Below are 21876 nucleotides of genomic sequence, written 5' to 3'. Positions count from 1 at the left end.
AAAGCTTTTTAACGATAGGGAAGGGCAGGTCGGATGGACATCAAAGCAGCGCTTCCCCGTATTGTTGGCGCTATTCTGACAGTTCTTTTGCTCTGCTGTGGGGTTGCCGTTGCGGCGGATGATGCATCTGATGCCGACCTTTACCAGTCGCAGGCGGTGGTGACAGGGCGCGGCGATGCAAACAGAGCGCTTGGCCTTGCCCAATGTCTGCAAGATGTACTCGTGAAAGTCTCTGGCGATCCCCGCCTGATCGGCGATCCGGCGGCTATTGCACTTGGAGCCAATGTTGCAGGACTTGTCACCCGCTTTGAATATCATGATCGCCTGTCGGGCCAGCCCATACACGACGAACAGGGCTCTTACGATCGTCCACAGGATCTGACCGTCTATTTCAACAAGACTGCGCTAGATTCGTCACTGAATTTGCTTGGACGCCAACCGTGGCGCGCGGCGAGACCGCGTGTCGCGGTATTTCTCGATATCAGGCCGCCCAAGCGCGTCTTTGTTATGACTGGCGACGATGATGAAGACGCTGACATGCGCAGCGCCCTTCAAGCGGCGGCCACGAAAGTTGGATTGCCTATTGCACTGCCGACCAAAGCACAATTGGCGCAAAAGGGCTGGACTGTCCAAACATTGCCAACGGCTGATCTTACAGAACTCAATGCGGCTGCAAAGGCCGGGATAGGTGATACAGCGCTTTCCGGTGAGCTTGTGTGGAGCAATGAGGCGATGGGCTGGGTTGCCGAATGGCGGATCAATGGCCAGCATAAAACATTTCACTGGCAAATCCGTGGCGTTGGTTTTGATGATGCCTTTCGCAACGGAATGCGTGGCGCCTTACAGGTTTTGTCCGGTCACGGCCAGCCACAATAGCAAGAGGTTAGACCTTAGTACGCATTGTTTAAGGCATCATTCGATGCTAAATTCGTGCCTATATAAGGAATATGAAGATGCGTACCACACTTGCTCTCGATGATGATTTGGTTGCCAAAGCGCAGGAATATACGGGCTTGCGGGAGAAATCCGCGCTTATGCGTGCGGCCCTCAAGGCGTTGATCAACATTGAGAGCGCCCGTAGATTGGCACTTCTGGGTGGGAGTGAACCTGATTTGAACACTATACCCCGGCGTCAGATTACGCCGGACGTCCAAGAATGATCCTCGCCGACACTTCAGTATGGATAGATCATCTGCGCTATGGCGATGCGGAGCTAGTACGACATCTCGATGCTGCGCAAATATTAATCCATCCGTTTATCGTGGGGGAACTGGCTCTGGGGAGTTTGCGGCAGCGTGAACTCATTTTGAACAGCCTTCAGGATTTGCCGAAAGTGCAGGTGGCCGATGACAAAGAGATCTTATATTTCATTGACGCTGAAACAATCTTTGGTCTTGGTATCGGCTATATCGATGCGCACTTGCTGGCTGCAACACGGCTGACGCCCGGCACGCGGTTATGGACAAGAGACAAAAGATTGGCCGCGGCCGCAACTCGTCTACGGCTCCAAGCGGATTTTCACTAATCGCGAGACCATGCACCAGAATCTGCATCGTCAAGCGAACACACCTTGTTTGCTGGCTGATTCTTGTTTACGCGATTGGTCATGAAACTGCTTGCCCTTGATACTGCTTCGACTCTTTGCTCCGTCGCTGTTCTCGATGTTGAAACCGGGACTATGCTCGCCGCAATCAGTGAGGATATTGGCAAGGGGCATGCCGAACGCTTAATGGCATTTATCGAACAGGCATTGAATGAAGCCGCCATATCAATCGGCGGTATCGGCAAGATTGCCGTAAGCGTTGGTCCGGGCTCGTTCACAGGTGTGCGTGTCGGGGTATCGACGGCACGCGGGTTTGGCCTGGCGCTGAAATGTCCGGTGGTGGGTATCAGCACACTTGAAGCGCTGGCTTATGATGCCCGGCAGACATTTGCCGGACGCCCTGTGCTGTCCATCATTGATGCGCGGCGGGAAGAGATTTATGCACAATTCTTTGCGTCAGATGGTTCGGTTGGCTCGGTGCCCGGTGTGACCACGCTGCCAGAGGTTTTTACCGCATTGTCCGAACGCCAGAATGATGTGGTACTATCCGGTTCGGGTGCGGCGCTTGTCAACGCCGGTCTTGAGCAGAAGCTGGATGTGGCTGTGACAACATCAACAGGAACGATTGGAGCCTTTGCCCGCCTTGGCGCGCTGCGCGAGATCAACGGTGAAGCACCCAAACCGCTTTATCTGCGTGGGCTTGATGTTAAGCCGCAACAGGGCTTCGTGTTGAAAAGGAAGGTCGCGGAATGATGGGCTTTCCCCTGGGCAATCTGCGAAACCGTCCTTTTGTCATCGAGCGATTGATGAGCGCCGATGCGACCCATTTGGCAAAGCTGCACATGCTGACCTTCAGCAAACCATGGAGCGAGGAAGAATTCCATTCGCTGATCGTGCAGGAAAATATCTTCGGATTCATTGCGCGGGAAGAGGGCAACCGCTTGGCACCACCCGGCGGTTTTGTGCTGGCTCGGCTTGTGATTGATGAGGCCGAAATACTGACTATTGCCGTCGCACCATCATCACAACGCCGCGGCCTTGGACACGCTTTGATGGATGCGACCTTGCGCCATTTGCACAATGCCCGCGCAGACATGTTGTTTCTCGAGGTCGATGAGACGAACGTTCCGGCGCTGGCGCTTTATCGCCGCCTTGGCTTTAAACAGGTCGGCAAGCGTCCGGGCTATTATGAGACCGCTGATGGGCGCTCTGCCGCCCTGACAATGCGCCGCGATCTGAAGCAGGTCCGCTGATATGATGGCATGGGCCCGTTTCATCGTAACGGCAACAGCGTTTGTCCTGATCACTGCGATCTCGATACCCTTGCAGTATATTTTCCTGAAGGCCGGTTTGGGTTTGCGTAAAAGCTTTCCCATTTTCTACCATCGTATTGTCTCCAGATTGCTTGGCTTCCGTATTCACATGCATGGTGACATGGCAACGGAGCGACCATTGCTGCTGGCGGCCAATCACGCCTCATGGTCCGATATTGTGATTCTGGGTTCGCTCAAGGAATTGTCTTTTATTGCCAAGATTGAAGTTGCAAGCTGGCCATTGTTCGGAATGCTTTCCAAGCTGCAACGCTCGGTCTTCGTTGAGCGTGAAAAACGCGGCAAGACCCATGATCAGGCGAGCGAGATTGCCACGCGCCTTGCTGCCGGTGATGTCATGGTGCTGTTCGCCGAGGGTACAACGTCTGATGGCAATCGCGTACTGCCTTTCAAGACCTCGCTCTTTGGCGCTGCACAGGTTGCTATCCGCGAAACGAGCGTTGAAACAGTCACCGTGCAACCCGTGGCCATTGCCTATACGCGGGTGCATGGTGTGCCCATGGGGCGGTTCCATCGCCCGTTGATTTCGTGGCCCGGCGATGTGCCTTTGGGACCAAGCCTGATCGGGCTTTTGAAGGACGGTGCGATTGACGTTGATGTCTGGTTTGGCGAACCGATGACCATCGATGCCAAGACAAATCGCAAGACCCTGGCACGATTGATGGAGGAGCGGGTGAGGGCGATGATGTTGTCCTCACTGCTCGGACGCGACCTGGTTACGCCTCGCGTGGAAAACCCCGAGACGGCCATTCTCCCTGACTCTGCTATTCTCAAAGACGATAAAAAGCTTTAGAAGCCTCGCATGGACGATATCAGCATCTCTCATAAACCGGACGAGACATCCGGCCCCGCAGCAATTTCACCGGCGCTTGCCAATACACGCAAGGTCTATGTGAAGACCTATGGCTGCCAGATGAATGTCTATGACAGCCAGCGTATGACTGACAGTCTGGCCGCCGAGGGCTATACACCAACTGATACGGCTGATGATGCCGATCTGGTGCTGATCAACACCTGCCATATCCGCGAAAAGGCTTCCGAAAAGCTTTATTCCGCGCTGGGCCGTCTGCGCAAGATGAAGGACGCCCGCGCCAAAGAAGGCCGCGAGCTGACTGTCGGCGTGGCGGGCTGCGTGGCGCAGGCTGAAGGTGACGAGATCACGCGCCGGGCGCCGGTGGTTGATCTAGTGGTTGGACCGCAAACCTATCATCGGCTGCCGCAGGCGCTTGCCCGCGTGCGTCAGGGCGAACGGGTTGTCGAAACCGAATATGCCATTGAAGACAAGTTCGAACATCTGCCTGCCCCGCGCAAGGAGCAGACAAGAAGCCGTGGTGTGACCGCTTTCCTCACCGTTCAGGAAGGTTGTGACAAGTTCTGCACCTTCTGCGTGGTGCCCTATACCCGTGGTTCTGAGGTTTCACGGCCTGTCGCGCAGATACTCAAGGAAGCCGAAAAGCTTGCCGATGCCGGTGTGCGTGAACTGACCCTGCTCGGCCAGAACGTCAATGCATGGCATGGCGAGGGTCCCGATGGACGCGAATGGGGTTTGGGCGAACTGCTTTACCGGCTCGCAGAAATCCCCGGCATTGCGCGCCTGCGCTACGTGACCAGCCACCCGCGCGATATGGACGATACGCTGATCCATGCCCATCGCGACTTGCCGATGCTGATGCCCTATCTGCATCTGCCGGTGCAATCAGGCTCAGATCGTATCCTCAAGGCCATGAACCGCAAACATACAGCTGCGGATTATGTCAGGCTTATTGATCGGATTCGCGGCGCGCGTTCTGATATTGCCCTGTCAGGTGATTTCATTGTCGGCTTCCCCGGTGAAACGGAAGAGGATTTTGAGGCAACGCTTCAGATCGTGCGCGATGTCACCTATGCCGCCGCCTATTCCTTCAAATATTCGCCGCGTCCCGGCACGCCGGGCGCCGATATGGACGATCACGTTCCTGAAGCAGTGAAGGATGAAAGACTGCAGCGCCTGCAGGCATTGCTGTCCGAACAGCAATATGCCTTCCAGCGCAGTCTCGTCGGCAAGACCATGGATGTGCTGATTGAAAAGGCCGGGCGGGAGCCGGGACAGATGGTTGGACGATCTCCTTGGTTACAACCTGTAATTATCGATGTACATGGCGGCGAAATCGGCGACATAATCAGGGTACGAATCATCAGCACAGGAACCAACAGTCTGGTTGGGGTTCGTGAGATGGAAACTACGGGCGATGGGACTATATAAGGACTGAACACCTTTTGGTAAGGAGAGCCGATTGACCGCCACCGAAAAGCTGAAACCCGCTCCATCAGGAGCCTCGGATCTGGCGCATATCGTACTGACATTTGATAATAACCGGCTGGCAAGTGCCCTGTTCGGTCAGTTCGACGAGAACCTTGCCCGCATCGAACAGAAACTGGGTGTGGATGTCCGATCCAAGGGTAACCAGCTTGCCATTCGCGGCGAACCCGGTGCGACGGAACAGGCCCGCAGGACTCTCGACCAGCTCTATGAACAGCTGCAGAAAGGCCATGACATCTCCGCTTCCGATGTGGATGGTGCCTTGCGCATGGCTATTGCCGCTGACGACCAGTTGACGCTTCCCACCATGGAAAACAAGAGCAAGATGGCTGCTGCCCAGATATCGACCCGCAAGAAAACCATTTTTGCCCGCACGCCGACGCAGGATGCCTATATGCGGGCGCTCGACCGCTCCGAAATGGTGTTCGGTGTTGGACCTGCCGGTACCGGCAAGACCTATCTGGCCGTTGCCCATGCCGCCATGCTTCTGGAACGCGGTCTTGTCGATCGGATCATTCTTTCCCGTCCGGCTGTCGAAGCTGGCGAGCGTCTGGGCTTCCTGCCCGGCGATATGAAGGAAAAGGTCGATCCCTATCTGCGCCCGCTCTATGATGCGCTCTATGACATGATGCCTGCCGACAAGGTGGAACGGGCAATTGCTGCCGGTGTGATCGAAATTGCACCGCTTGCCTTCATGCGCGGACGTACACTGGCACATTCTGCAATCATCCTCGATGAAGCGCAGAACACGACAGCGATGCAGATGAAAATGTTCCTGACCCGTTTGGGTGAAAACGGCCGCATGATCATCACAGGCGATCCGAGCCAGGTCGATCTGCCGCCCGGCCAGAAATCCGGTCTTGTCGAGGCGCTGAGAATTCTCGAAGGCGTCAGCGGCATTGTCACCGTTCGGTTCTCAGACGTGGACGTTGTCCGTCATCCGCTCGTAGCCGCAATCGTCCGGGCCTATGACAAGGAAGGCGCCAAGCCCTGAGATAGCTTCGATCACTTCACCCCGATGGTCATCTGATGCGATTTTCTGCGCTTCCGGGGCTCATGGACTGAAATGTCCACTGCGCTCCGGTTCTCGAAAACCACAACAGCTGACTTATCGGGTTGAATCTCGAAAGATATCCTCGCACTGGTGGTACGATTTTGATCGATATTGATATTCTGGTTGAAACAGACGGCTGGGCCGATGAGTCGGAACTGCGCACGCTTGCAGAACGGGCCATTGCGGCTGCATGGCAGATTCTCGACGGGGGCTCGCAGCCTGAAAGTGAACTCAGTCTCGTATTCACCGATGATGCGGCAATCCGCGAGCTTAACAATGACTGGCGCGACAAGGACAAGCCGACCAATGTCCTGTCATTTCCGGCCTTCCCCATCAAGCCGCGCCAGAAGCCGGGGCCGATGCTCGGTGATATCGTTATTGCGCGGGAAACGGTCGAGCGCGAAGCTATTGACGAGCAGAAGCCGTTTGACCACCATCTGACCCACCTGATCGTGCATGGGTTTCTGCACCTGCTCGGTTATGATCATATTGTTGAGAGCGAAGCGGAAGAGATGGAGGGACTGGAGCGTAAAATTCTTGCGCATCTTGCCATTCCCGACCCATATGCGCTATCGGTCTCTGACGATCAATCCGATTGAGGACCATGTCTGACACGTCGCACCAGAACGATCCTGCCGCACCCGCAAAGGGCATAACCGGGCAGGAGAGTGACGCCGAGGGGCAAAGTAGCACCAGAGCGCCCGCCACTGAAAAGCGCTCGCTTCTCACCGCAATTTTTCCATTCCTGCGCGCTCGCCCGGGTACATCCTTGCGAGAGGATATCGATGCGGCGCTGGCTGGCACCGATCATGGCGATACGGCATTCTCGCCGGAAGAACGCGCCATGCTGCACAACATCCTGCGCCTGCGCGAGTTGCGCGTGGAGGATGTGATGATTCCGCGTGCCGATATTGAAGCGGTTGATATCACCACGACCCTTGGCGATCTGCTTGAGGTTTTCGAAAAGTCCGGCCACTCGCGTATGCCTGTCTTTGCTGAAACTCTGGATGATCCGCGCGGCATGGTTCACATCCGGGATGTGGTCAATCACATCACCAAGATTTCGCGGGTGAAGACCCAGCGGCGGACTTCGGCCAAGACACCGAAAGCGCCCGCTGCTGCCAAGTTTGATCTGGGCAATGTCGAACTCACCAAGACGATTGCGGAACTCAGCCTTATGCGCCCGATTCTGTTTGTGCCGCCTTCGATGCTGGCCAATGATCTGATGGGGCGCATGCAGGCGCAGCGCATCCAGATTGCACTGGTCATCGATGAATATGGCGGTACCGATGGTTTGGTATCACTGGAAGATATTGTGGAAATGGTCGTCGGCAACATTGAAGACGAGCATGACGACGATGAAGTGATGATCATGGAAGAGCCGGAAGGTATCTTCATTGCCGATGCGCGTGCTGATCTTGAAGAGATTGCCGCAAAGATCGGCCCGGGCTTCGTCGTTGGCGAACATGGCGAGGATGTGGACACGGTCGGCGGTCTGATCTTCTCTATCCTTGGACGTATTCCCGTGCGCGGCGAAATGGTGCAGGCGGTTCCCGGCTATGAATTCCACGTATTGGAGGCCGATCCACGCCGTATCCGCAAGGTACGCATCGTACCCTTGCGCCATGCCGAGCGCCGTCCGCGCACCCCGCGGCAAGGCGCGGCGGATGAACCTGCCGAAATGGACGAATGATTGGCGCAAGTCTCACCGACTAAGACTGAAGAAAAATCAGAAGGGGTGGGGCTTGGTATGATCCAGCGTCTGGCCGGTAAGATCATCCTTCTATGGGGATGGAAGCGTATTGCGCTGGCCTTTCTCATGGGCGCTCTGGCGAGTTTCGCACTGCCACCCTATGATTTTTTTGCCGTTTGCTTCGTTTCTTTTCCCGTTCTTGTCTGGCTGATCGATGGTGCCGTTGATAATGCGGGGGCAGGTCCCATTCGCAGGCTGTTGCCAGCGGCCATGATCGGCTGGTGGTTCGGCTTCGGTTATTTTGTTTTTGGGCTCTGGTGGATCGGCAATGCCTTGCTCGTAGATGCTGCCAATTTCGCCTGGGCCATTCCATTGGCGATCCTTGGACTACCTGCAGTTCTCGCCATTTTCTACGCTTTTGCGGCAGCATTGGCCCGGTTGTTCTGGAGTGAAGGGCTTGGGCGTATCCTGTCGCTGGCATTCGCTTTTGGCGTTGCAGAATGGCTACGTTCCTTTGTTCTGACCGGCTTTCCGTGGAATGCCATTGGCTATGCAGCAATGCCGGTTCCCGTGCTCATGCAGTCGTCGGTCATTGTCGGGCTACTGGCAATGAATGCGCTGGCTGTGCTGGTATTCTCCATGCCCGCTCTATTGGCGGGTCGCCGGGATATCAGGACGGGCGTGATTCTGGCGATGGTTCTGGTCTGTGCCCATGCCGGTTATGGATTCTACAGGCTGCAGACGGCAAGCCTTGTGGCCAAGGGGCCGAACGTGCGTATTGTCCAACCATCAATCGCGCAGAACCTCAAATTCGATGCAGGTGCTCGCCGCGATATTTTTGACAAATATCTTGGTATGAGCGCTCAGCCGCCAAAAGCCGGGGTCGCCAAACCGGATGTGATCGTCTGGCCGGAGACTGCTGTACCCTATATTTTGACCAAGACGCCGGATGCTCTGCAGGCCATAGCCGACACGCTTGACGATGGACAGATGCTGCTCGCAGGCGCCATTCGCATGGAAGAGCCGGGCGGTAATCAACAGCCGCTTTATTATAATACGATATATTCCATCAACGGCGCGGGCGAGATTGTCGGCGCAGCGGACAAGGTACACCTTGTTCCTTTTGGCGAATATCTGCCGCTTGAAGGTATTCTGCGCAGTCTGGGCGTCAGCGAGGTTGTGGAAATGCCCGGTGGCTTTACATCAGGAGCGTCCCGGCAATCGCTGAAGGTGAATGATCGTTTCGTTGCCCTGCCATTGATCTGTTACGAGGCGATTTTCCCCGCCGAACTCGGTTATCAGGGAGCCCCCGCAGATGCGATCATCAATGTGACCAATGATGCATGGTACGGTGATACGCCGGGGCCATACCAGCATTTTCGTCAGGCGCAGTTGCGTGCTGTCGAGCAGGGCCTGCCACTCGTTCGCGCAGCCAACAATGGGTTGTCGGCTGTTGTCGATCCATATGGTCGAATCATTGACGCTTTGGCACTGGATGCCATTGGCGTTATTGACGCGGCGCTACCGGGTAAGGTTCAGCTACCATTAAGTGAAGCCTTACGCAGGTTTCAATTTCTGATTGTACTCAGCGTGTTTTTTGCTGCGGTACTGGCGTATTTTTACCGTGACAGAAGGCGTCTTGGTTGACTTTTATGTCGTTGCCCTGTCGAATACCTGTATATTTGGTCTGTTGATACATTGATGATAAAATTAGTTTTCAGCCCCATTTCATACGAATGAGATTTTCATGCCCGATAATAAAAAGCGACCGAACCCAGTTGACGTCCATGTGGGCGCGCGCATCCGTTTGCGCCGCAACATGGTTGGTCTAAGCCAGGAAAAACTTGGCGACAGTCTGGGAATTACTTTTCAGCAAATTCAGAAATACGAGAAGGGTGTCAACCGTGTCGGCGCCAGTCGTCTGCAAGCGATCGGTAACGTTCTCAATGTGCCGGTCACATTCTTCTTTGACGATATGCCCGAGCAGCCGGACAAACCGCAGGGTTTCGAAGAGGAGAGTGACAACACCTATGTGGTTGGTTTCCTCAACAGCTCGGAGGGTATCCAGCTTGCGCGTGCCTTTGCAAAGATTGGTGATCCCAAGATAAGACGCAAAATCCTCGACCTCGTCCGGACTTTGAGCCACGAGGAAGATTCGGAATAACAAAGATTCTGTGCAAACTGAGCTTTCTTTCCGGATTGTAGTAAAAAAATCTTCCAATGCTGTTTGTTTGAAAACGAAAGCAATTGACTGAATCCTTCGAGCTTGGCAAACACTACGCATGCTCGTTCCCTGCGGATAGAGCGCATATTTGTTTCAAGAGGGGTTCCCCGTGACACGCAGTTCCTACCTTTTTACCAGTGAGTCCGTATCGGAAGGTCATCCAGATAAGGTCTGTGACCGGATTTCCGATGAAATCGTCGATATGATCTACAAGGAAGCGAAGAAGACGGGCGTTGATCCATGGACTGTACGCATCGCTTGCGAAACCTTGGCGACGACCAACCGAGTCGTTATCGCCGGTGAGGTGCGTGTTCCCGATACGCTTCTCAAGAAGGACAAGAGCGGCGCGGTTGTCCATGACGCCAAGGGTCATCCGGTCATCAATCCATCCCGTTTCCGTGCGGCGGCGCGCCGTGCGATCCGTGATATCGGTTATGAGCAGGAAGGTTTCAGCTGGAAAACCGCCAAGATTGACGTGCTTTTGCATCCTCAATCAGCCGATATTGCACAGGGTGTCGACAACGCCGCCGACCGGCAGGGCGAAGAAGGTGCCGGCGATCAGGGCATTATGTTTGGTTACGCCTGCCGCGAAACACCTGACTTGATGCCAGCGCCGATCTATTACTCCCACAAGATTCTCGAACTCCTCGCCGCTGCTCGTCACAAGGGCGAAGGGGATGCTGGACGGCTTGGCCCTGATGCCAAGAGCCAGGTCACCGTTCGTTATGTGGACGGTGTTGCCGCAGAAGCCACTCAGATTGTCCTTTCGACTCAGCATCTTGATGCAAGCTGGGATTCCAAGAAGGTACGTCAGGTCGTCGAACCCCATATTCGCGAAGCGCTGGGTGATCTCAAGATTGCGGATAATTGCGTCTGGTACATCAACCCAACCGGCAAGTTTGTCATCGGCGGACCCGATGGCGATGCGGGTCTGACGGGCCGCAAGATCATTGTTGACACTTACGGCGGTGCGGCTCCCCATGGTGGTGGCGCTTTCTCCGGCAAGGACACAACGAAGGTTGACCGGTCAGCTGCCTATGCAGCGCGCTATCTTGCCAAGAATGTTGTTGCGGCAGGTTTTGCTGATCGCTGCACGATCCAGCTGTCCTACGCCATCGGCGTTGCGCAGCCGCTTTCTGTTTATGTGGATCTGCATGGCACCGGCAAGGTCAGTGAAGATGCAATCGAAGGTGCTTTGCGCAAGGTCATGGACCTTTCGCCGACAGGCATTCGCAAGCATCTTGATCTGAACAAGCCGATCTATGCCAAGACCTCAGCCTATGGTCATTTCGGCCGCAAGCCTGGCCGCGATGGTTCCTTCTCCTGGGAGAAGACCGATCTGGCCAAGCAACTGAAGACTGTACTGGCAGCGTAAGCCGCCACTACGATTGATTGTAATGATGACAGAGACAGAAGAGCCCAGACGCGAGCGTTCGACGGAAGCCTTTTTTGGCAGACGCAATGGCAAGACGCTACGGCCCTTGCAGCGGTCCATTCGCGATGAATTGCTACCGTTGCTCAAGCTGGATCTGTCGGAATCTGCACCAAACGACCTTCGCAGTTTGTTTACTGCGGAGGTCGACAAGGTCAGGCTGGAAATTGGCTTTGGTGGCGGTGAGCATTTGCTGCATGAGGCCGCACGCTTTCCCAAAGCCGGTTTCATAGGCGTCGAGCCTTTCGTCAACAGCATGGCGAAGCTTGTCGTCGATCTGCACGAGAAGCCGTTGCAGAACATCCGTCTTTACGATGACGATGCGACACAGGTTTTGGACTGGTTGCCGGAAGCATCGCTTGATGGCATTGATCTCTTCTATCCAGATCCCTGGCCGAAAAAGAAGCACTGGAAGCGGCGTTTCGTCAGCCAGAAAAATCTCGATCGTTTTGCCCGCGTTTTGAAGCCGGGTAGTCCATTCCGCTTTGCGTCCGATATCGACACCTATGTGAACTGGACACTGCAGCATTGCCGCATTCATAGCGAATTTGACTGGCAGGCCGAAACCTCTGCTGATTGGCATACGCCTTACGAAGCCTGGCCCGGCACGCGCTATGAACAGAAGGCGCATCGCGAAGGCCGCATTGGTGCTTATCTGACCTTTTTGCGCCGCTGACTTCGGTGTTCAGGCAATATTTGCCTGCTCTTTATTGCCTGTGACAGCTTCAAGACAGTTTTCTCATATCAATCTGAAGATGAGGAGACCGCTGGGAGGCTGTCCGTAGTTATATTGTTGTGCTTGAGTTCGACGCTCGCCGTCAATTCATGACTTTGACTGTTGCCAACTCCCGGCTTCTTCAAAGGACCAGCAAAAACAGACGGCGGAATGCTGTCACGGGAGGATTTCTACAATGCGTAAAATGTTGCTTGCTTTCGTCGCGACCGGCGCACTGATTGTGTCAGGTGCGGCTTTCGCTGCAGACTATAAGATCATGGCGCCTGCAGCCCCTGGCGGTGGCTGGGATCAGACGGCGCGTACGATCCAGACCGTCTTGCAGGATGAGAAGATTTCCGGAAACGTTCAGGTCGTCAATGTTCCAGGTGCTGGCGGCACCATCGGTCTTGCCCAGTTTGCCAATTCGGCAAAGGGCGATCCGGCGCAGCTGATTGTCGGCGGTTATGTGATGGTCGGCGCTATCCTCACCAATGACTCACCTGTTAATCTGACACAGGTCACACCGATTGCCCGCCTCACGGGCGAATTTGAAGCGCTGGTTGTGCCGGCGGCATCCCCGATCAAAAACATTGCTGATCTTGTTGAGAAGCTGAAGTCTGATCCGGGTTCCGTTTCCTGGGGTGGTGGCTCCGCTGGTGGTACGGATCACATTACGGCTGGCCTTATTGCCAAGGCCGCAGGTGTTGATCCGACCAAGGTCAATTACATCGCCTTCTCCGGTGGCGGTGAAGCACTTGCTGCTATTCTCGGCAATCAGGTGACAGTCGGTATTTCCGGTTACGGCGAGTTTGAATCGCAGATCAAGGCCGGCACATTGCGCATTATCGGCATTTCCAGTGATGCCAAGGTTGCAGGTGTTGATGCGCCAACCTTCAAGGAAGGCGGCGTTGATGTCGCCATTCAGAACTGGCGCATGGTTGCTGCTGCTCCCGGCATATCCAAGGAACAGGAAGCTGCTATCGGCGCGGATGTTGAAAAGATGGTGAAGTCGAAGACATGGCAGGATCAGCTTGCTGCCAAGGGCTGGGCCAATACATATCTTGCCGGTGATGCGTTCAAGGCGCAGTTGGCCAAGGACACGGAAGCCACGTCGGCGATCCTGAAAGATATCGGCCTTGTAAAATGACAGACAAGCCAACCACTTCCGAAGCGCGCCGCCCTGATCGGGCGGCGCTGGTCATTGCAGCCGTTCTGGCCATCATCGCGGCTGTGATTGTTTACAGCACTGCGACCGCCCATGGCGGAAGCTCGACCCGCATTGGCCCCGGCGCTTTCCCTTATGCCATCGCCGCCTGCTTGTTTGTATTGGCCATATGGACCGGTTTTGAAGCCCGTCGTGGAGATTTTCCCGCGCGCGAAGAACAGGAATTCGGGCCGGTTTTCTGGATTGTTGGCGGACTCGCCGCCCAGATGCTGCTTCTGAACACCGTCGGCTTTTCCATTGCAACGGGCCTGCTGTTTGCAGCGACCGCGCGCGGGTTCGGTAAGGGGCCGCTCTGGATGACAGTTCCAATCGGCATCGTCCTTTCCTTTGTCGTATGGGTGATTTTTGCCAAGGGGCTGCAATTGTCGCTTCCGGCCGGGCCACTTGAGCACCTCATTTAAAGGGCATCATAGCCATGGATACATTCACACTCTTGGCCCACGGCTTTCTCGTCGCACTGGAGCCGATGAACCTGTTTTATGCGTTGGTCGGCGTCACGCTGGGCACTGCCGTTGGCGTCCTGCCCGGCATCGGACCTGCGCTGACTGTCGCGCTGCTTTTGCCCGTAACCTACAAACTTGATCCAGCGGGTTCGCTCATCATGTTTGCCGGTATTTATTACGGTGGCATGTATGGCGGTTCGACCACATCCATTCTTCTGAATACGCCGGGGGAAAGCGCATCCATTGTCACCGCGCTCGAAGGCAATAAAATGGCGCGCGCCGGGCGCGGGGGACCTGCTCTGGCAACGGCTGCCATTGGCTCCTTCGTTGCTGGTCTGATTGCAACGCTGGGCCTTGCGTTGATCGCGCCGACTATCGTCAAATTTGCCCTGTCCTTTGGGCCAGCCGAATATTTCGCCTTGATGATTCTTGCCTTCATGACCGTATCGGCTGCCTTCGGCGATTCGACGCTTCGCGGCCTGACAGCACTCTTTCTCGGACTTGCCCTCGGCCTCATCGGCATCGACCTTCAGACAGGTCAGGCACGATTGGCATTCGGCATTCCGGATTTGCTTGACGGGGTGGAAGTGACGACGCTTGCCGTTGCGCTCTTTGCTATCGGCGAAACGCTGAGTGTGGCGGCTGCGCGTGGGGGCGGCGATGAAAAGATCGAGCCGGTCAAGGGTTCTGTCTGGATGAACAGGGACGACTGGTCGCGCTCATGGAAACCATGGTTGCGCGGCACAATTATCGGCTTCCCGATTGGTGCCATGCCCGCTGGCGGTGCCGAGATTGGCACGTTCCTGTCTTACTCGGTGGAAAAACAGCTGGCGAAAAAGCCGGAGGAGTTCGGTCACGGCGCCATTGAAGGTGTGGCTGGTCCAGAAGCTGCCAACAACGCGTCGGCAGCCGGAACGCTGGTCCCTCTTCTGACACTAGGCCTGCCCACGACAGCGACTGCGGCCATCATGCTGGCAGGGTTCCAGCAATTCGGTTTGCAGCCCGGACCACTATTGTTCGCGACAAATCCGCAAATCGTCTGGGGCCTGATTGCCAGTTTGCTGGTGGCCAATTTCATGCTGCTGGTGCTGAACCTGCCATTGATCGGCCTTTGGGTCCGCTTGCTGTCGATCCCACGGCACTGGCTCTATGCGGGCATTCTGGTGTTTGCAACGCTTGGCACTATTGGCGCCAATCCCTCGACATTCGAGCTTGGTATGCTGCTGGTGTTCGGTATTCTGGGATATATCCTGCGGCGCTTCGGTTATCCGATCGCACCGGTGGTTGTCGGTTTGATCCTTGGGCCCATGGCCGAGCAGCAATTGCGCCGCGCGCTGGCGATCAGTCAGGGCGACGTCACCGTTCTGGTGGGTTCGCCCATCGCGATCATTCTGCTTGTTCTGGCTGTCTGTGCTGTGGTTGTGCCGCTTATTCTGCGGGCACGGGGCAAAGGCAAGGTACTGTCGCAGCTTGCCGCAAACGAAGACTGATCAGCGATCAGTTTCAGTCCACCGGATAGAGAGCTTGCGCCTTATTGAAGGCGCGATGCTCTAGTTCCGGTGGATAGCGCTGAACTGAACAGGGTCAATGCCAAGATTGCGCAGATCCGATGCAACCGGCTGATGACCGATACGTGTTGCAGAAGCAACAGCGACGGCACTGCCGAATACATTGAGAAAGCGGCTGATCTTGTTAGGCATATGTCTCGTGGTCATGGCTCATTCCTTTCGCAGTTATATTGCGATGCAGCATAAATAGGTGAGTTGACCTCAAATGGTTAGGCCCTTCGGCGCAGGGCAGCCATGCGAAAATGCATTGCGATGGCCAGAATCGGGCGTTTTGGCCCCTTATAAAAGCCTCAATCCGCCTGTCCGGACCGTTTCTGACTGCCTTGGGCCTCTGCGGCGTTTCTCAGCGCAACACGTAAGACGGATTGGTAGTCTTCCGGTTTGAAAATCGTCGAACTGTAGCTGATGTGTAGAAATTCGACACGGAGCTTGAAACTACCCCGTCATTTCGATATATAGAACTCATATTCTTGGTCGATAGAACAGGGGTGGGTCCACACAGGTCCCGCTCTTTTTTGTTTCTTGGGGCCGAAACAGGGAAAATTCTGCGTGACAGACGGCACCAAAACAGAACACGAAGCGGTTGATACAACTGCACATGAAGCGCGTATTATAACCGAGACGGGCATTGATGCCCGTGTTGCCGGAATTATTGAACCGGTTCTCGAATCCATCGGTTTTCGCCTCGTGCGTGTTCGTCTCTCAGGTCTGAACGGCCTGACTTTGCAAATCATGGCCGAGCGCTTCGATGGCACGATGACCGTTGAAGATTGCGAACTGGTCAGCCGCACCATGTCGCCGGTGCTTGATGTGGAAGACCCCATCGACCGCCATTATCATCTGGAAGTGTCGTCACCCGGTATTGATCGCCCATTGGTGCGCAAATCGGATTTCAACACCTGGTCCGGTCATATCGTCAAGGTCGACACATCGGCTGTTTTGAGCGGCCGGAAGAAATTCCGTGGTCGCATTGCTGCCGTAACCGATGATGCTGTCACGATAGAGAGCGATCAGGCGAGTTATGGTGATGAGCCGGTAATCGAAGTGCCTTTCGAGTTGATCTCGGATGCGCGGCTCATTTTGACAGATGATCTCATTCGCGATGCTTTGCGCCGCGACAAGGATTTGCGCGAAGGCAGGATTCCGGAGGAGGGCGCTGCCGACGAAGCAGGGTCAGCGGATTCTGCTGAGCAGGAACAGACTAAACAGGATTGATCTTCATACGCCGCGGGAGAAGCGGTGCGATGAACCCCAAGGGGAATTTCAAGGAGAAAGACATGGCAGTCAGTGCAAACAGGCTAGAACTTCTGCAGATCGCCGATGCGGTGGCCCGCGAGAAGTCGATTGACCGCGAGATCGTTCTTGCGGCAATGGCCGACGCCATCCAGAAGGCCGCACGTTCGCGTTACGGTCAGGAAACCAACATCCGCGCCGATATCAACGCCAAGACAGGCGAAATCAAGCTGCAACGTTTGCTTGAAGTCGTCGATAATGTCGAAGATCCGGTTACGCAGATCAGCATGGATGCTGCCCGCGACCGCAACCCTGATGCGCAGCCCGGTGACTTCCTCGCCGATCAGCTGCCGCCGATGGATTTTGGCCGTATCGCTGCCCAGTCCGCCAAGCAGGTTATCGTGCAGAAAGTGCGCGAAGCCGAACGTGACCGCCAGTATGATGAATATAAGGACCGTGTTGGTGAAATCATCAACGGCAGCGTCAAGCGCGTTGAATACGGCAATGTGATCGTTGATCTTGGCCGCGGTGAAGCGATTGTTCGTCGTGACGAGCTGATCCCCCGCGAAACTTTCCGCTATGGTGATCGTGTTCGCGCCTATGTCTATGATGTGCGCCGCGAACAGCGTGGCCCGCAGATTTTCCTGAGCCGCACCCATCCGCAGTTCATGGCCAAGCTTTTCACCATGGAAGTGCCTGAGATTTACGACGGCATCATCGAGATCAAGTCCGTTGCCCGTGATCCGGGTTCGCGCGCCAAGATTGCCGTGATTTCCCGCGATTCCTCAATCGATCCTGTTGGTGCCTGCGTTGGTATGCGCGGTTCGCGCGTTCAGGCGGTTGTCGGCGAATTGCAGGGCGAAAAGATCGACATCATTCCGTGGTCGCCAGAACCGGCTTCCTTCATCGTCAACGCATTGCAGCCGGCGGAAGTTTCCAAGGTTGTTCTCGATGAAGATGCGGAACGTATTGAAGTTGTGGTTCCGGATGACCAACTATCACTAGCAATTGGTCGTCGTGGTCAGAACGTTCGCCTTGCATCGCAGCTAACCGGCTGGGATATTGACATTCTCACCGAGCAGGAAGAATCCGAACGTCGCCAGAAGGAATTCGTCGAGCGTTCGAACCTGTTCATGGAAGCGCTTGATGTTGACGAGATGGTCGGTCAGGTTCTTGCGTCGGAAGGTTTTGCCAGCGTTGAGGAAATCGCCTATGTAGATGGCGATGAAATTTCCTCCATCGATGGTTTCGATGAGGAAACGGCAAGCGAAATCCAGCAGCGTGCGCAGGAATATCTCGGTCGCATCGAAGAAGAGCGCGATGCCCGCCGCAAGGAACTCGGTGTTACGGACGAATTGCGCGACCTGCCAGGCATGACCAATGCCATTCTGGTTGCTGTCGGTGAAGATGGCGTCAAGACGATTGAAGACTTCGCCGGATATGCGGTGGATGAACTGACCGGCTGGCGTGAGCGCAAGGATGGTGAGACAATCAACCATTCGGGCATTCTCTCCGCTTTTGAAGTCAGCCGTACCGAGGCCGAACAGATGGTTCTGACTGCCCGCCTCAAGGCTGGCTGGATCACCGAAGACGATCTGGTTGCCGTAGAAACTGATGAAGTGCCGGACGAAGAGGTCGCTGGCTGATAGCGAGAAGACCTTGTACGTGGAACCGGAAATGAACGACAGGACATGCATTGTCACGCGCGAAGGCGGTTCTGTCGATGACATGATCCGGTTTGTGGCAAGCCCCGATGGGACGGTTGTCGCTGATTTGAAGCGCAATCTTCCCGGCAGGGGATGCTGGGTGAAGGCCGAGCGCCGTTATATTGATGAAGCGGTCAAGCGAAAGCTTTTCCCGCGTGCATTGAAAACCAACGTGACTGTCCCGGATAATTTCGGGCTGGTTGTGGAGCAGATGCTGGTAAAATTCGCGCTCGGCAGTTTTGGGTTGGCGCGCAAGGCCGGTGTTGTGGTAACAGGGGCCGCAAAAGTGGACTCAGCTATCCGCAGTGGCACCGCAGCGTTGGTTCTTCATGCCCGAGAAGCCGCCGAAGATGGCGTCCGCAAGCTTGACCAGGCCCGCCGTTCGGTAGTTTATGCCGGCGGACCGGAAATTCCCGCCCTTTCATTGTTTGAAAGCGATGAAATGGATTTGGCATTAGGCGGGGTAAATGTGATACATGCTGCCGTACTCAAGGGGAAGGCAGCTGCCGGGTTCATCGATCGAGCTCGGCTGCTACAGCATTTTCGCGATGGCCGTACGGATCTGGCCGACGCTAAAGCGGCACCTGCCGCGAAGGAAACGGAAACGGAATGAGCGATACAAAATCGACAGACGACAAGACGCTTGGCGTCAATAAAAAGACCCTGACCTTGAAGCGGCCTGGCGTTGAACAGAGTACAGTGCGTCAGAATTTCAGTCATGGCCGCACGAAGTCTGTTGTCGTTGAAACAAAGAAGCGCAAGTTTAGCCTGCCGGATCAGAAGCCGGAGGTAACGCCTCCTGCTGCCCCGGCCCCGGCGCCCGCTGCATCCACGGCGCCTGCGCCTGCGGCACCGGTTGTACGGCCTGTGGCTCCGGCTCCGCAGCCGGCTCCAGCCCCTGCGCCTGTCCAGACAGCAGCACCAAGCGCTCCAGCGCCTGCTCCGCGTCCGGCAACACCTGCACCAAGTGTACCAGCAGCTTCTGCTTCCGCGAGCGCGCGTTCCGCTGCTCCGTCGCAGTCGCAGCGTCCTGCGCAGCAGCCCTACCGGTCAGCAAGTCCTCGTCCGAACGATCGTTCAGGCATGGTGCTGAACACATTGTCGACTGCCGAGCTTGAAGCCCGCCGCAAGGCACTGGAAGGTTCAAAGGTTCGCGACGCCGAGGATCGTGCCCGTGCAGCTGTTGAAGCTGCCCGCCGTGCGGAAGAAGATGCCCTGCGCGCCAAGGAGCGTGAAGAATCTGCCCGCCGTCAGGCCGAGGAAGAAGAACGCCTGCGCAAGGAAGCTGACGCCAAGCATCGCTCGGAAGAGGAAGCCCGCAAGCGCCAGCCGGAGACAGCGAAAGCTGCCACCGAGGAGACGGCTGCTCCCAAGGGTCCTGTCCGCAAGATTGGTGGTGAGGAAGAAGAAGAACGTCGCGGTGGCGGCAGTCCTGCCGGCGCGCGTCGCGGCAGCAGTGCTGCTCCGGCCAAGCCGGAAGTGCGTACACCCAAGGTCGTCAAGGGTGAAGACGAACGCCGTCGTGGCAAGCTTACATTGGGCTCCGCGCTCAATGATGAGGGCCGCAGCCGTTCGCTTTCCGCCATGCGTCGCCGTCAGGAGAAATTCAAGCGCGGCATGCAGCAGGAAACACGTGAGAAGATCGCGCGTGAAGTCATTCTGCCGGAGACCATCACCATTCAGGAACTTGCCCAGCGTATGGCCGAGCGTTCGGTTGACGTCATCAAGTACCTGATGAAGGAAGGCCAGATGATGAAGGCTGGCGACCTGATCGATGCGGATATGGCGCAGCTGATTGCCGAGGAATTTGGCCACACGGTTCGCCGCGTTGCTGAATCCGACGTTGAAGAAGGTATCTTCAACGTACAGGACGATCAGTCTTCCTTCGTATCGCGTCCGCCAGTGGTCACGATCATGGGTCACGTCGATCACGGCAAGACCTCGCTGCTCGACGCTATCCGCAAGGCGAACGTTGTATCAGGCGAAGCCGGTGGTATTACCCAGCACATCGGTGCTTATCAGGTTGAACAGAACGGTCACAAGATCACGTTCATCGATACACCAGGTCACGCCGCCTTTACGGCCATGCGTGCCCGCGGTGCGCAGGCAACGGATATTGCTATCCTTGTTGTTGCTGCCGATGACAGCGTGATGCCGCAGACAATCGAATCGATCAACCATGCCAAGGCAGCGGGTGTTCCGATCATCGTGGCGATCAACAAGATCGACAAGCCATCAGCCGATGCACAGAAGGTCCGCAATGGCCTGCTTCAGCACGAAGTTTTCGTTGAAACCATGGGCGGTGAAACGCTCGATGTGGAAGTTTCAGCCAAGACAGGGCTTGGTCTCGACAAGCTGCTTGAAGCCATCCTGCTTCAGGCCGAAGTTCTTGATCTCAAGGCTGATCCGACCCGTACAGCTGAAGGCGTCGTCATCGAAGCCAAGCTGGATCGTGGCCGTGGTTCGGTAGCAACCGTTCTGGTTCAGAAGGGCACACTCAAGCCCGGTGATATCATCGTTGCCGGCAGTGAATGGGGCCGTGTCCGCGCGCTCGTCAATGATCGCGGCGAAAACCTGAAGGATGCGGGACCCGCAACGCCGGTTGAGGTTCTTGGTCTGCAGGGTCCGCCACAGGCTGGTGATCGCTTTGCCGTCGTTGAAAACGAAGCCAAGGCGCGCGAGATTTCCGAGTACCGTACGCGTCTTGCCCGTGAAAAGGCTGTGGCACGTCAGGCTGGCTCGCGCGGTTCGCTTGAGCAGATGATGAGCCAGTTGCAGGTGACAGGCCTCAAGGAATTCCCGCTGCTCATCAAGGGCGACGTGCAGGGTTCCATCGAAGCCATCGCCGGTGCGCTGGACAAGCTTGGAACCGACGAAGTTCGGGCACGCATCATCCATTCGGGTGCTGGCGGTATCACCGAGAGCGATATTGCTCTGGCGGAAGCTTCCAATGCTGCAATCATCGGCTTCAATGTGCGTGCCAACAAGCAGGCACGTGATCTGGCCGAGCGTGAAGGCATCGAAATCCGCTACTACAACATCATCTACGATCTGGTGGATGACGTGAAGGCAGCCATGTCCGGTCTTCTGTCGCCGGAACGCCGCGAAACCTTCCTCGGCAATGCGGAGATTCTCGAAGTCTTCAACATTACCAAGGTTGGCAAAGTCGCCGGTTGCCGTGTTACGGAAGGCAAGGTCGAGCGTGGTGCAGGTGTGCGCCTTATCCGCGACAACGTTGTCATTCACGAAGGCAAGCTCAAGACACTCAAGCGCTTCAAGGATGAAGTTTCCGAAGTGCCTGCGGGTCAGGAATGCGGTATGGCGTTCGAGAACTACGACGATATTCGCGCAGGCGATACAATCGAAGCGTTCCGCGTCGAACACATCACCCGCACACTCTAATGCCCAGC

The 21876-nt window shown here is 56.0% G+C and carries 22 protein-coding genes; 21 read left to right on the top strand and 1 reads right to left on the bottom strand.

All coding sequences use genetic code 11. From position 1 onward, the window contains the following. Positions 1-33 precede the first annotated feature (33 nt). The 17 genes from FHW17_RS00830 to FHW17_RS00750 all read left to right on the top strand — a co-directional run bounded on the left by FHW17_RS00830 (position 34) and on the right by FHW17_RS00750 (position 15449). A complete protein-coding gene (locus tag FHW17_RS00830) occupies positions 34-876 on the top strand; it encodes a DUF2066 domain-containing protein (RefSeq protein WP_182509015.1) in 843 nt (280 codons plus the stop codon). A 77-nt stretch (positions 877-953) separates the two neighbouring features. After that, positions 954-1160: a type II toxin-antitoxin system VapB family antitoxin gene (locus FHW17_RS00825; protein WP_112523516.1), complete on the top strand. Its 207-nt coding sequence runs from the start codon at positions 954-956 to the stop codon at positions 1158-1160. After that, positions 1157-1525: a type II toxin-antitoxin system VapC family toxin gene (locus FHW17_RS00820; protein WP_182509014.1), complete on the top strand. Its 369-nt coding sequence runs from the start codon at positions 1157-1159 to the stop codon at positions 1523-1525. The genes FHW17_RS00825 and FHW17_RS00820 overlap by 4 nt, the downstream gene beginning before the upstream one ends. A gap of 81 nt (positions 1526-1606) precedes the next feature. Further along, positions 1607-2296 (top strand): tRNA (adenosine(37)-N6)-threonylcarbamoyltransferase complex dimerization subunit type 1 TsaB, encoded by a 690-nt coding sequence (tsaB, locus tag FHW17_RS00815; protein WP_182509013.1) that lies wholly within the window; start codon positions 1607-1609, stop codon positions 2294-2296. Beyond that, the gene (gene rimI / locus FHW17_RS00810) at positions 2293-2796 is read left to right on the top strand and encodes a ribosomal protein S18-alanine N-acetyltransferase (RefSeq protein ID WP_182509012.1); all 504 of its coding nucleotides are present in this window, start codon (positions 2293-2295) and stop codon (positions 2794-2796) included. The genes tsaB and rimI overlap by 4 nt, the downstream gene beginning before the upstream one ends. A 4-nt stretch (positions 2797-2800) precedes the next feature. Continuing rightward, positions 2801-3667 (top strand): lysophospholipid acyltransferase family protein, encoded by an 867-nt coding sequence (locus FHW17_RS00805; protein WP_246706732.1) that lies wholly within the window; start codon positions 2801-2803, stop codon positions 3665-3667. A 9-nt stretch (positions 3668-3676) separates the two neighbouring features. Further along, positions 3677-5116: a tRNA (N6-isopentenyl adenosine(37)-C2)-methylthiotransferase MiaB gene (gene miaB, locus FHW17_RS00800; RefSeq protein WP_112523499.1), complete on the top strand. Its 1440-nt coding sequence runs from the start codon at positions 3677-3679 to the stop codon at positions 5114-5116. Between the two features lie 31 nt (positions 5117-5147). After that, the gene (locus FHW17_RS00795) at positions 5148-6167 is read left to right on the top strand and encodes a PhoH family protein (RefSeq protein WP_227987319.1); all 1020 of its coding nucleotides are present in this window, start codon (positions 5148-5150) and stop codon (positions 6165-6167) included. A 161-nt stretch (positions 6168-6328) separates the two neighbouring features. Next, complete coding sequence (gene ybeY, locus FHW17_RS00790; protein WP_182509010.1) at positions 6329-6826, top strand: rRNA maturation RNase YbeY; 498 nt, start codon at positions 6329-6331, stop codon at positions 6824-6826. 5 nt (positions 6827-6831) lie between these two features. Next, positions 6832-7920: a hemolysin family protein gene (locus tag FHW17_RS00785; RefSeq protein WP_112523492.1), complete on the top strand. Its 1089-nt coding sequence runs from the start codon at positions 6832-6834 to the stop codon at positions 7918-7920. A gap of 57 nt (positions 7921-7977) precedes the next feature. Beyond that, positions 7978-9567 (top strand): apolipoprotein N-acyltransferase, encoded by a 1590-nt coding sequence (gene lnt / locus FHW17_RS00780; protein WP_182509009.1) that lies wholly within the window; start codon positions 7978-7980, stop codon positions 9565-9567. Positions 9568-9667: 100 nt separating this feature from the next. Next, complete coding sequence (locus tag FHW17_RS00775) at positions 9668-10084, top strand: helix-turn-helix domain-containing protein (protein ID WP_112523486.1); 417 nt, start codon at positions 9668-9670, stop codon at positions 10082-10084. Positions 10085-10253: 169 nt separating this feature from the next. Further along, positions 10254-11519 carry a methionine adenosyltransferase gene (metK, locus tag FHW17_RS00770; protein ID WP_112523483.1) on the top strand — a complete coding sequence of 422 codons (1266 nt, stop codon included), beginning with the start codon at positions 10254-10256 and terminating at the stop codon, positions 11517-11519. Positions 11520-11544: 25 nt separating this feature from the next. Continuing rightward, complete coding sequence (locus FHW17_RS00765) at positions 11545-12252, top strand: tRNA (guanine(46)-N(7))-methyltransferase TrmB (protein WP_112524012.1); 708 nt, start codon at positions 11545-11547, stop codon at positions 12250-12252. A 235-nt stretch (positions 12253-12487) separates the two neighbouring features. Then, complete coding sequence (locus FHW17_RS00760) at positions 12488-13438, top strand: tripartite tricarboxylate transporter substrate binding protein (protein ID WP_112523480.1); 951 nt, start codon at positions 12488-12490, stop codon at positions 13436-13438. Next, positions 13435-13917, top strand: a complete 483-nt coding sequence (locus tag FHW17_RS00755) for a tripartite tricarboxylate transporter TctB family protein (RefSeq protein WP_112523477.1) — start codon at positions 13435-13437, stop codon at positions 13915-13917. The genes FHW17_RS00760 and FHW17_RS00755 overlap by 4 nt, the downstream gene beginning before the upstream one ends. Positions 13918-13931: 14 nt before the next feature. Then, entirely contained in the window at positions 13932-15449 is a 1518-nt protein-coding gene (locus tag FHW17_RS00750) for a tripartite tricarboxylate transporter permease (protein ID WP_182509008.1), read from the top strand. 60 nt (positions 15450-15509) lie between these two features. Here FHW17_RS00750 and FHW17_RS00745 read toward each other — a convergent pair whose 3' ends face one another. Then, positions 15510-15674: a hypothetical protein gene (locus FHW17_RS00745; RefSeq protein ID WP_175540538.1), complete on the bottom strand. Its 165-nt coding sequence runs from the start codon at positions 15672-15674 to the stop codon at positions 15510-15512. Between the two features lie 402 nt (positions 15675-16076). Between FHW17_RS00745 and rimP the strand changes: the two genes are divergently transcribed. The 4 genes from rimP to infB all read left to right on the top strand — a co-directional run bounded on the left by rimP (position 16077) and on the right by infB (position 21868). Continuing rightward, positions 16077-16742, top strand: coding sequence for a ribosome maturation factor RimP (gene rimP / locus FHW17_RS00740; protein ID WP_182509007.1), 666 nt, complete (start codon positions 16077-16079; stop codon positions 16740-16742). A gap of 62 nt (positions 16743-16804) precedes the next feature. Beyond that, positions 16805-18406, top strand: coding sequence for a transcription termination factor NusA (gene nusA, locus FHW17_RS00735; protein WP_112524010.1), 1602 nt, complete (start codon positions 16805-16807; stop codon positions 18404-18406). Next, the gene (locus tag FHW17_RS00730; RefSeq protein ID WP_112523468.1) at positions 18375-19079 is read left to right on the top strand and encodes an RNA-binding protein; all 705 of its coding nucleotides are present in this window, start codon (positions 18375-18377) and stop codon (positions 19077-19079) included. Before nusA ends, FHW17_RS00730 begins: the two co-directional genes overlap by 32 nt. After that, complete coding sequence (gene infB, locus FHW17_RS00725; protein WP_182509006.1) at positions 19076-21868, top strand: translation initiation factor IF-2; 2793 nt, start codon at positions 19076-19078, stop codon at positions 21866-21868. The genes FHW17_RS00730 and infB overlap by 4 nt, the downstream gene beginning before the upstream one ends. Positions 21869-21876 lie beyond the last annotated feature (8 nt).

This window comes from Phyllobacterium sp. P30BS-XVII (genome assembly GCF_014138335.1).
Taxonomy (GTDB): Bacteria; Pseudomonadota; Alphaproteobacteria; order Rhizobiales; family Rhizobiaceae; genus Phyllobacterium; species Phyllobacterium meliloti.
The sequence above is the reverse complement of the archived record's forward strand: the minus strand, read 5'-3'. Positions and strand labels throughout refer to the sequence as shown.

Bases quoted from the DNA above. Each gene is read 5' to 3' on its own strand.
- FHW17_RS00830 (WP_182509015.1), top strand. From the start codon at position 34: ATGGACATCAAAGCAGCGCTTCCCCGTATTGTTGGCGCTATTCTGACA.
- FHW17_RS00825 (WP_112523516.1), top strand. From the start codon at position 954: ATGCGTACCACACTTGCTCTCGATGATGATTTGGTTGCCAAAGCGCAG.
- FHW17_RS00820 (WP_182509014.1), top strand. From the start codon at position 1,157: ATGATCCTCGCCGACACTTCAGTATGGATAGATCATCTGCGCTATGGC.
- tsaB (WP_182509013.1), top strand. From the start codon at position 1,607: ATGAAACTGCTTGCCCTTGATACTGCTTCGACTCTTTGCTCCGTCGCT.
- rimI (WP_182509012.1), top strand. From the start codon at position 2,293: ATGATGGGCTTTCCCCTGGGCAATCTGCGAAACCGTCCTTTTGTCATC.
- FHW17_RS00805 (WP_246706732.1), top strand. From the start codon at position 2,801: ATGGCATGGGCCCGTTTCATCGTAACGGCAACAGCGTTTGTCCTGATC.
- miaB (WP_112523499.1), top strand. From the start codon at position 3,677: ATGGACGATATCAGCATCTCTCATAAACCGGACGAGACATCCGGCCCC.
- FHW17_RS00785 (WP_112523492.1), top strand. From the start codon at position 6,832: ATGTCTGACACGTCGCACCAGAACGATCCTGCCGCACCCGCAAAGGGC.
- lnt (WP_182509009.1), top strand. From the start codon at position 7,978: ATGATCCAGCGTCTGGCCGGTAAGATCATCCTTCTATGGGGATGGAAG.
- FHW17_RS00775 (WP_112523486.1), top strand. From the start codon at position 9,668: ATGCCCGATAATAAAAAGCGACCGAACCCAGTTGACGTCCATGTGGGC.
- FHW17_RS00765 (WP_112524012.1), top strand. From the start codon at position 11,545: ATGACAGAGACAGAAGAGCCCAGACGCGAGCGTTCGACGGAAGCCTTT.
- FHW17_RS00760 (WP_112523480.1), top strand. From the start codon at position 12,488: ATGCGTAAAATGTTGCTTGCTTTCGTCGCGACCGGCGCACTGATTGTG.
- FHW17_RS00755 (WP_112523477.1), top strand. From the start codon at position 13,435: ATGACAGACAAGCCAACCACTTCCGAAGCGCGCCGCCCTGATCGGGCG.
- FHW17_RS00750 (WP_182509008.1), top strand. From the start codon at position 13,932: ATGGATACATTCACACTCTTGGCCCACGGCTTTCTCGTCGCACTGGAG.
- FHW17_RS00745 (WP_175540538.1), bottom strand. From the start codon at position 15,674: ATGACCACGAGACATATGCCTAACAAGATCAGCCGCTTTCTCAATGTA.
- nusA (WP_112524010.1), top strand. From the start codon at position 16,805: ATGGCAGTCAGTGCAAACAGGCTAGAACTTCTGCAGATCGCCGATGCG.
- FHW17_RS00730 (WP_112523468.1), top strand. From the start codon at position 18,375: ATGAAGTGCCGGACGAAGAGGTCGCTGGCTGATAGCGAGAAGACCTTG.
- infB (WP_182509006.1), top strand. From the start codon at position 19,076: ATGAGCGATACAAAATCGACAGACGACAAGACGCTTGGCGTCAATAAA.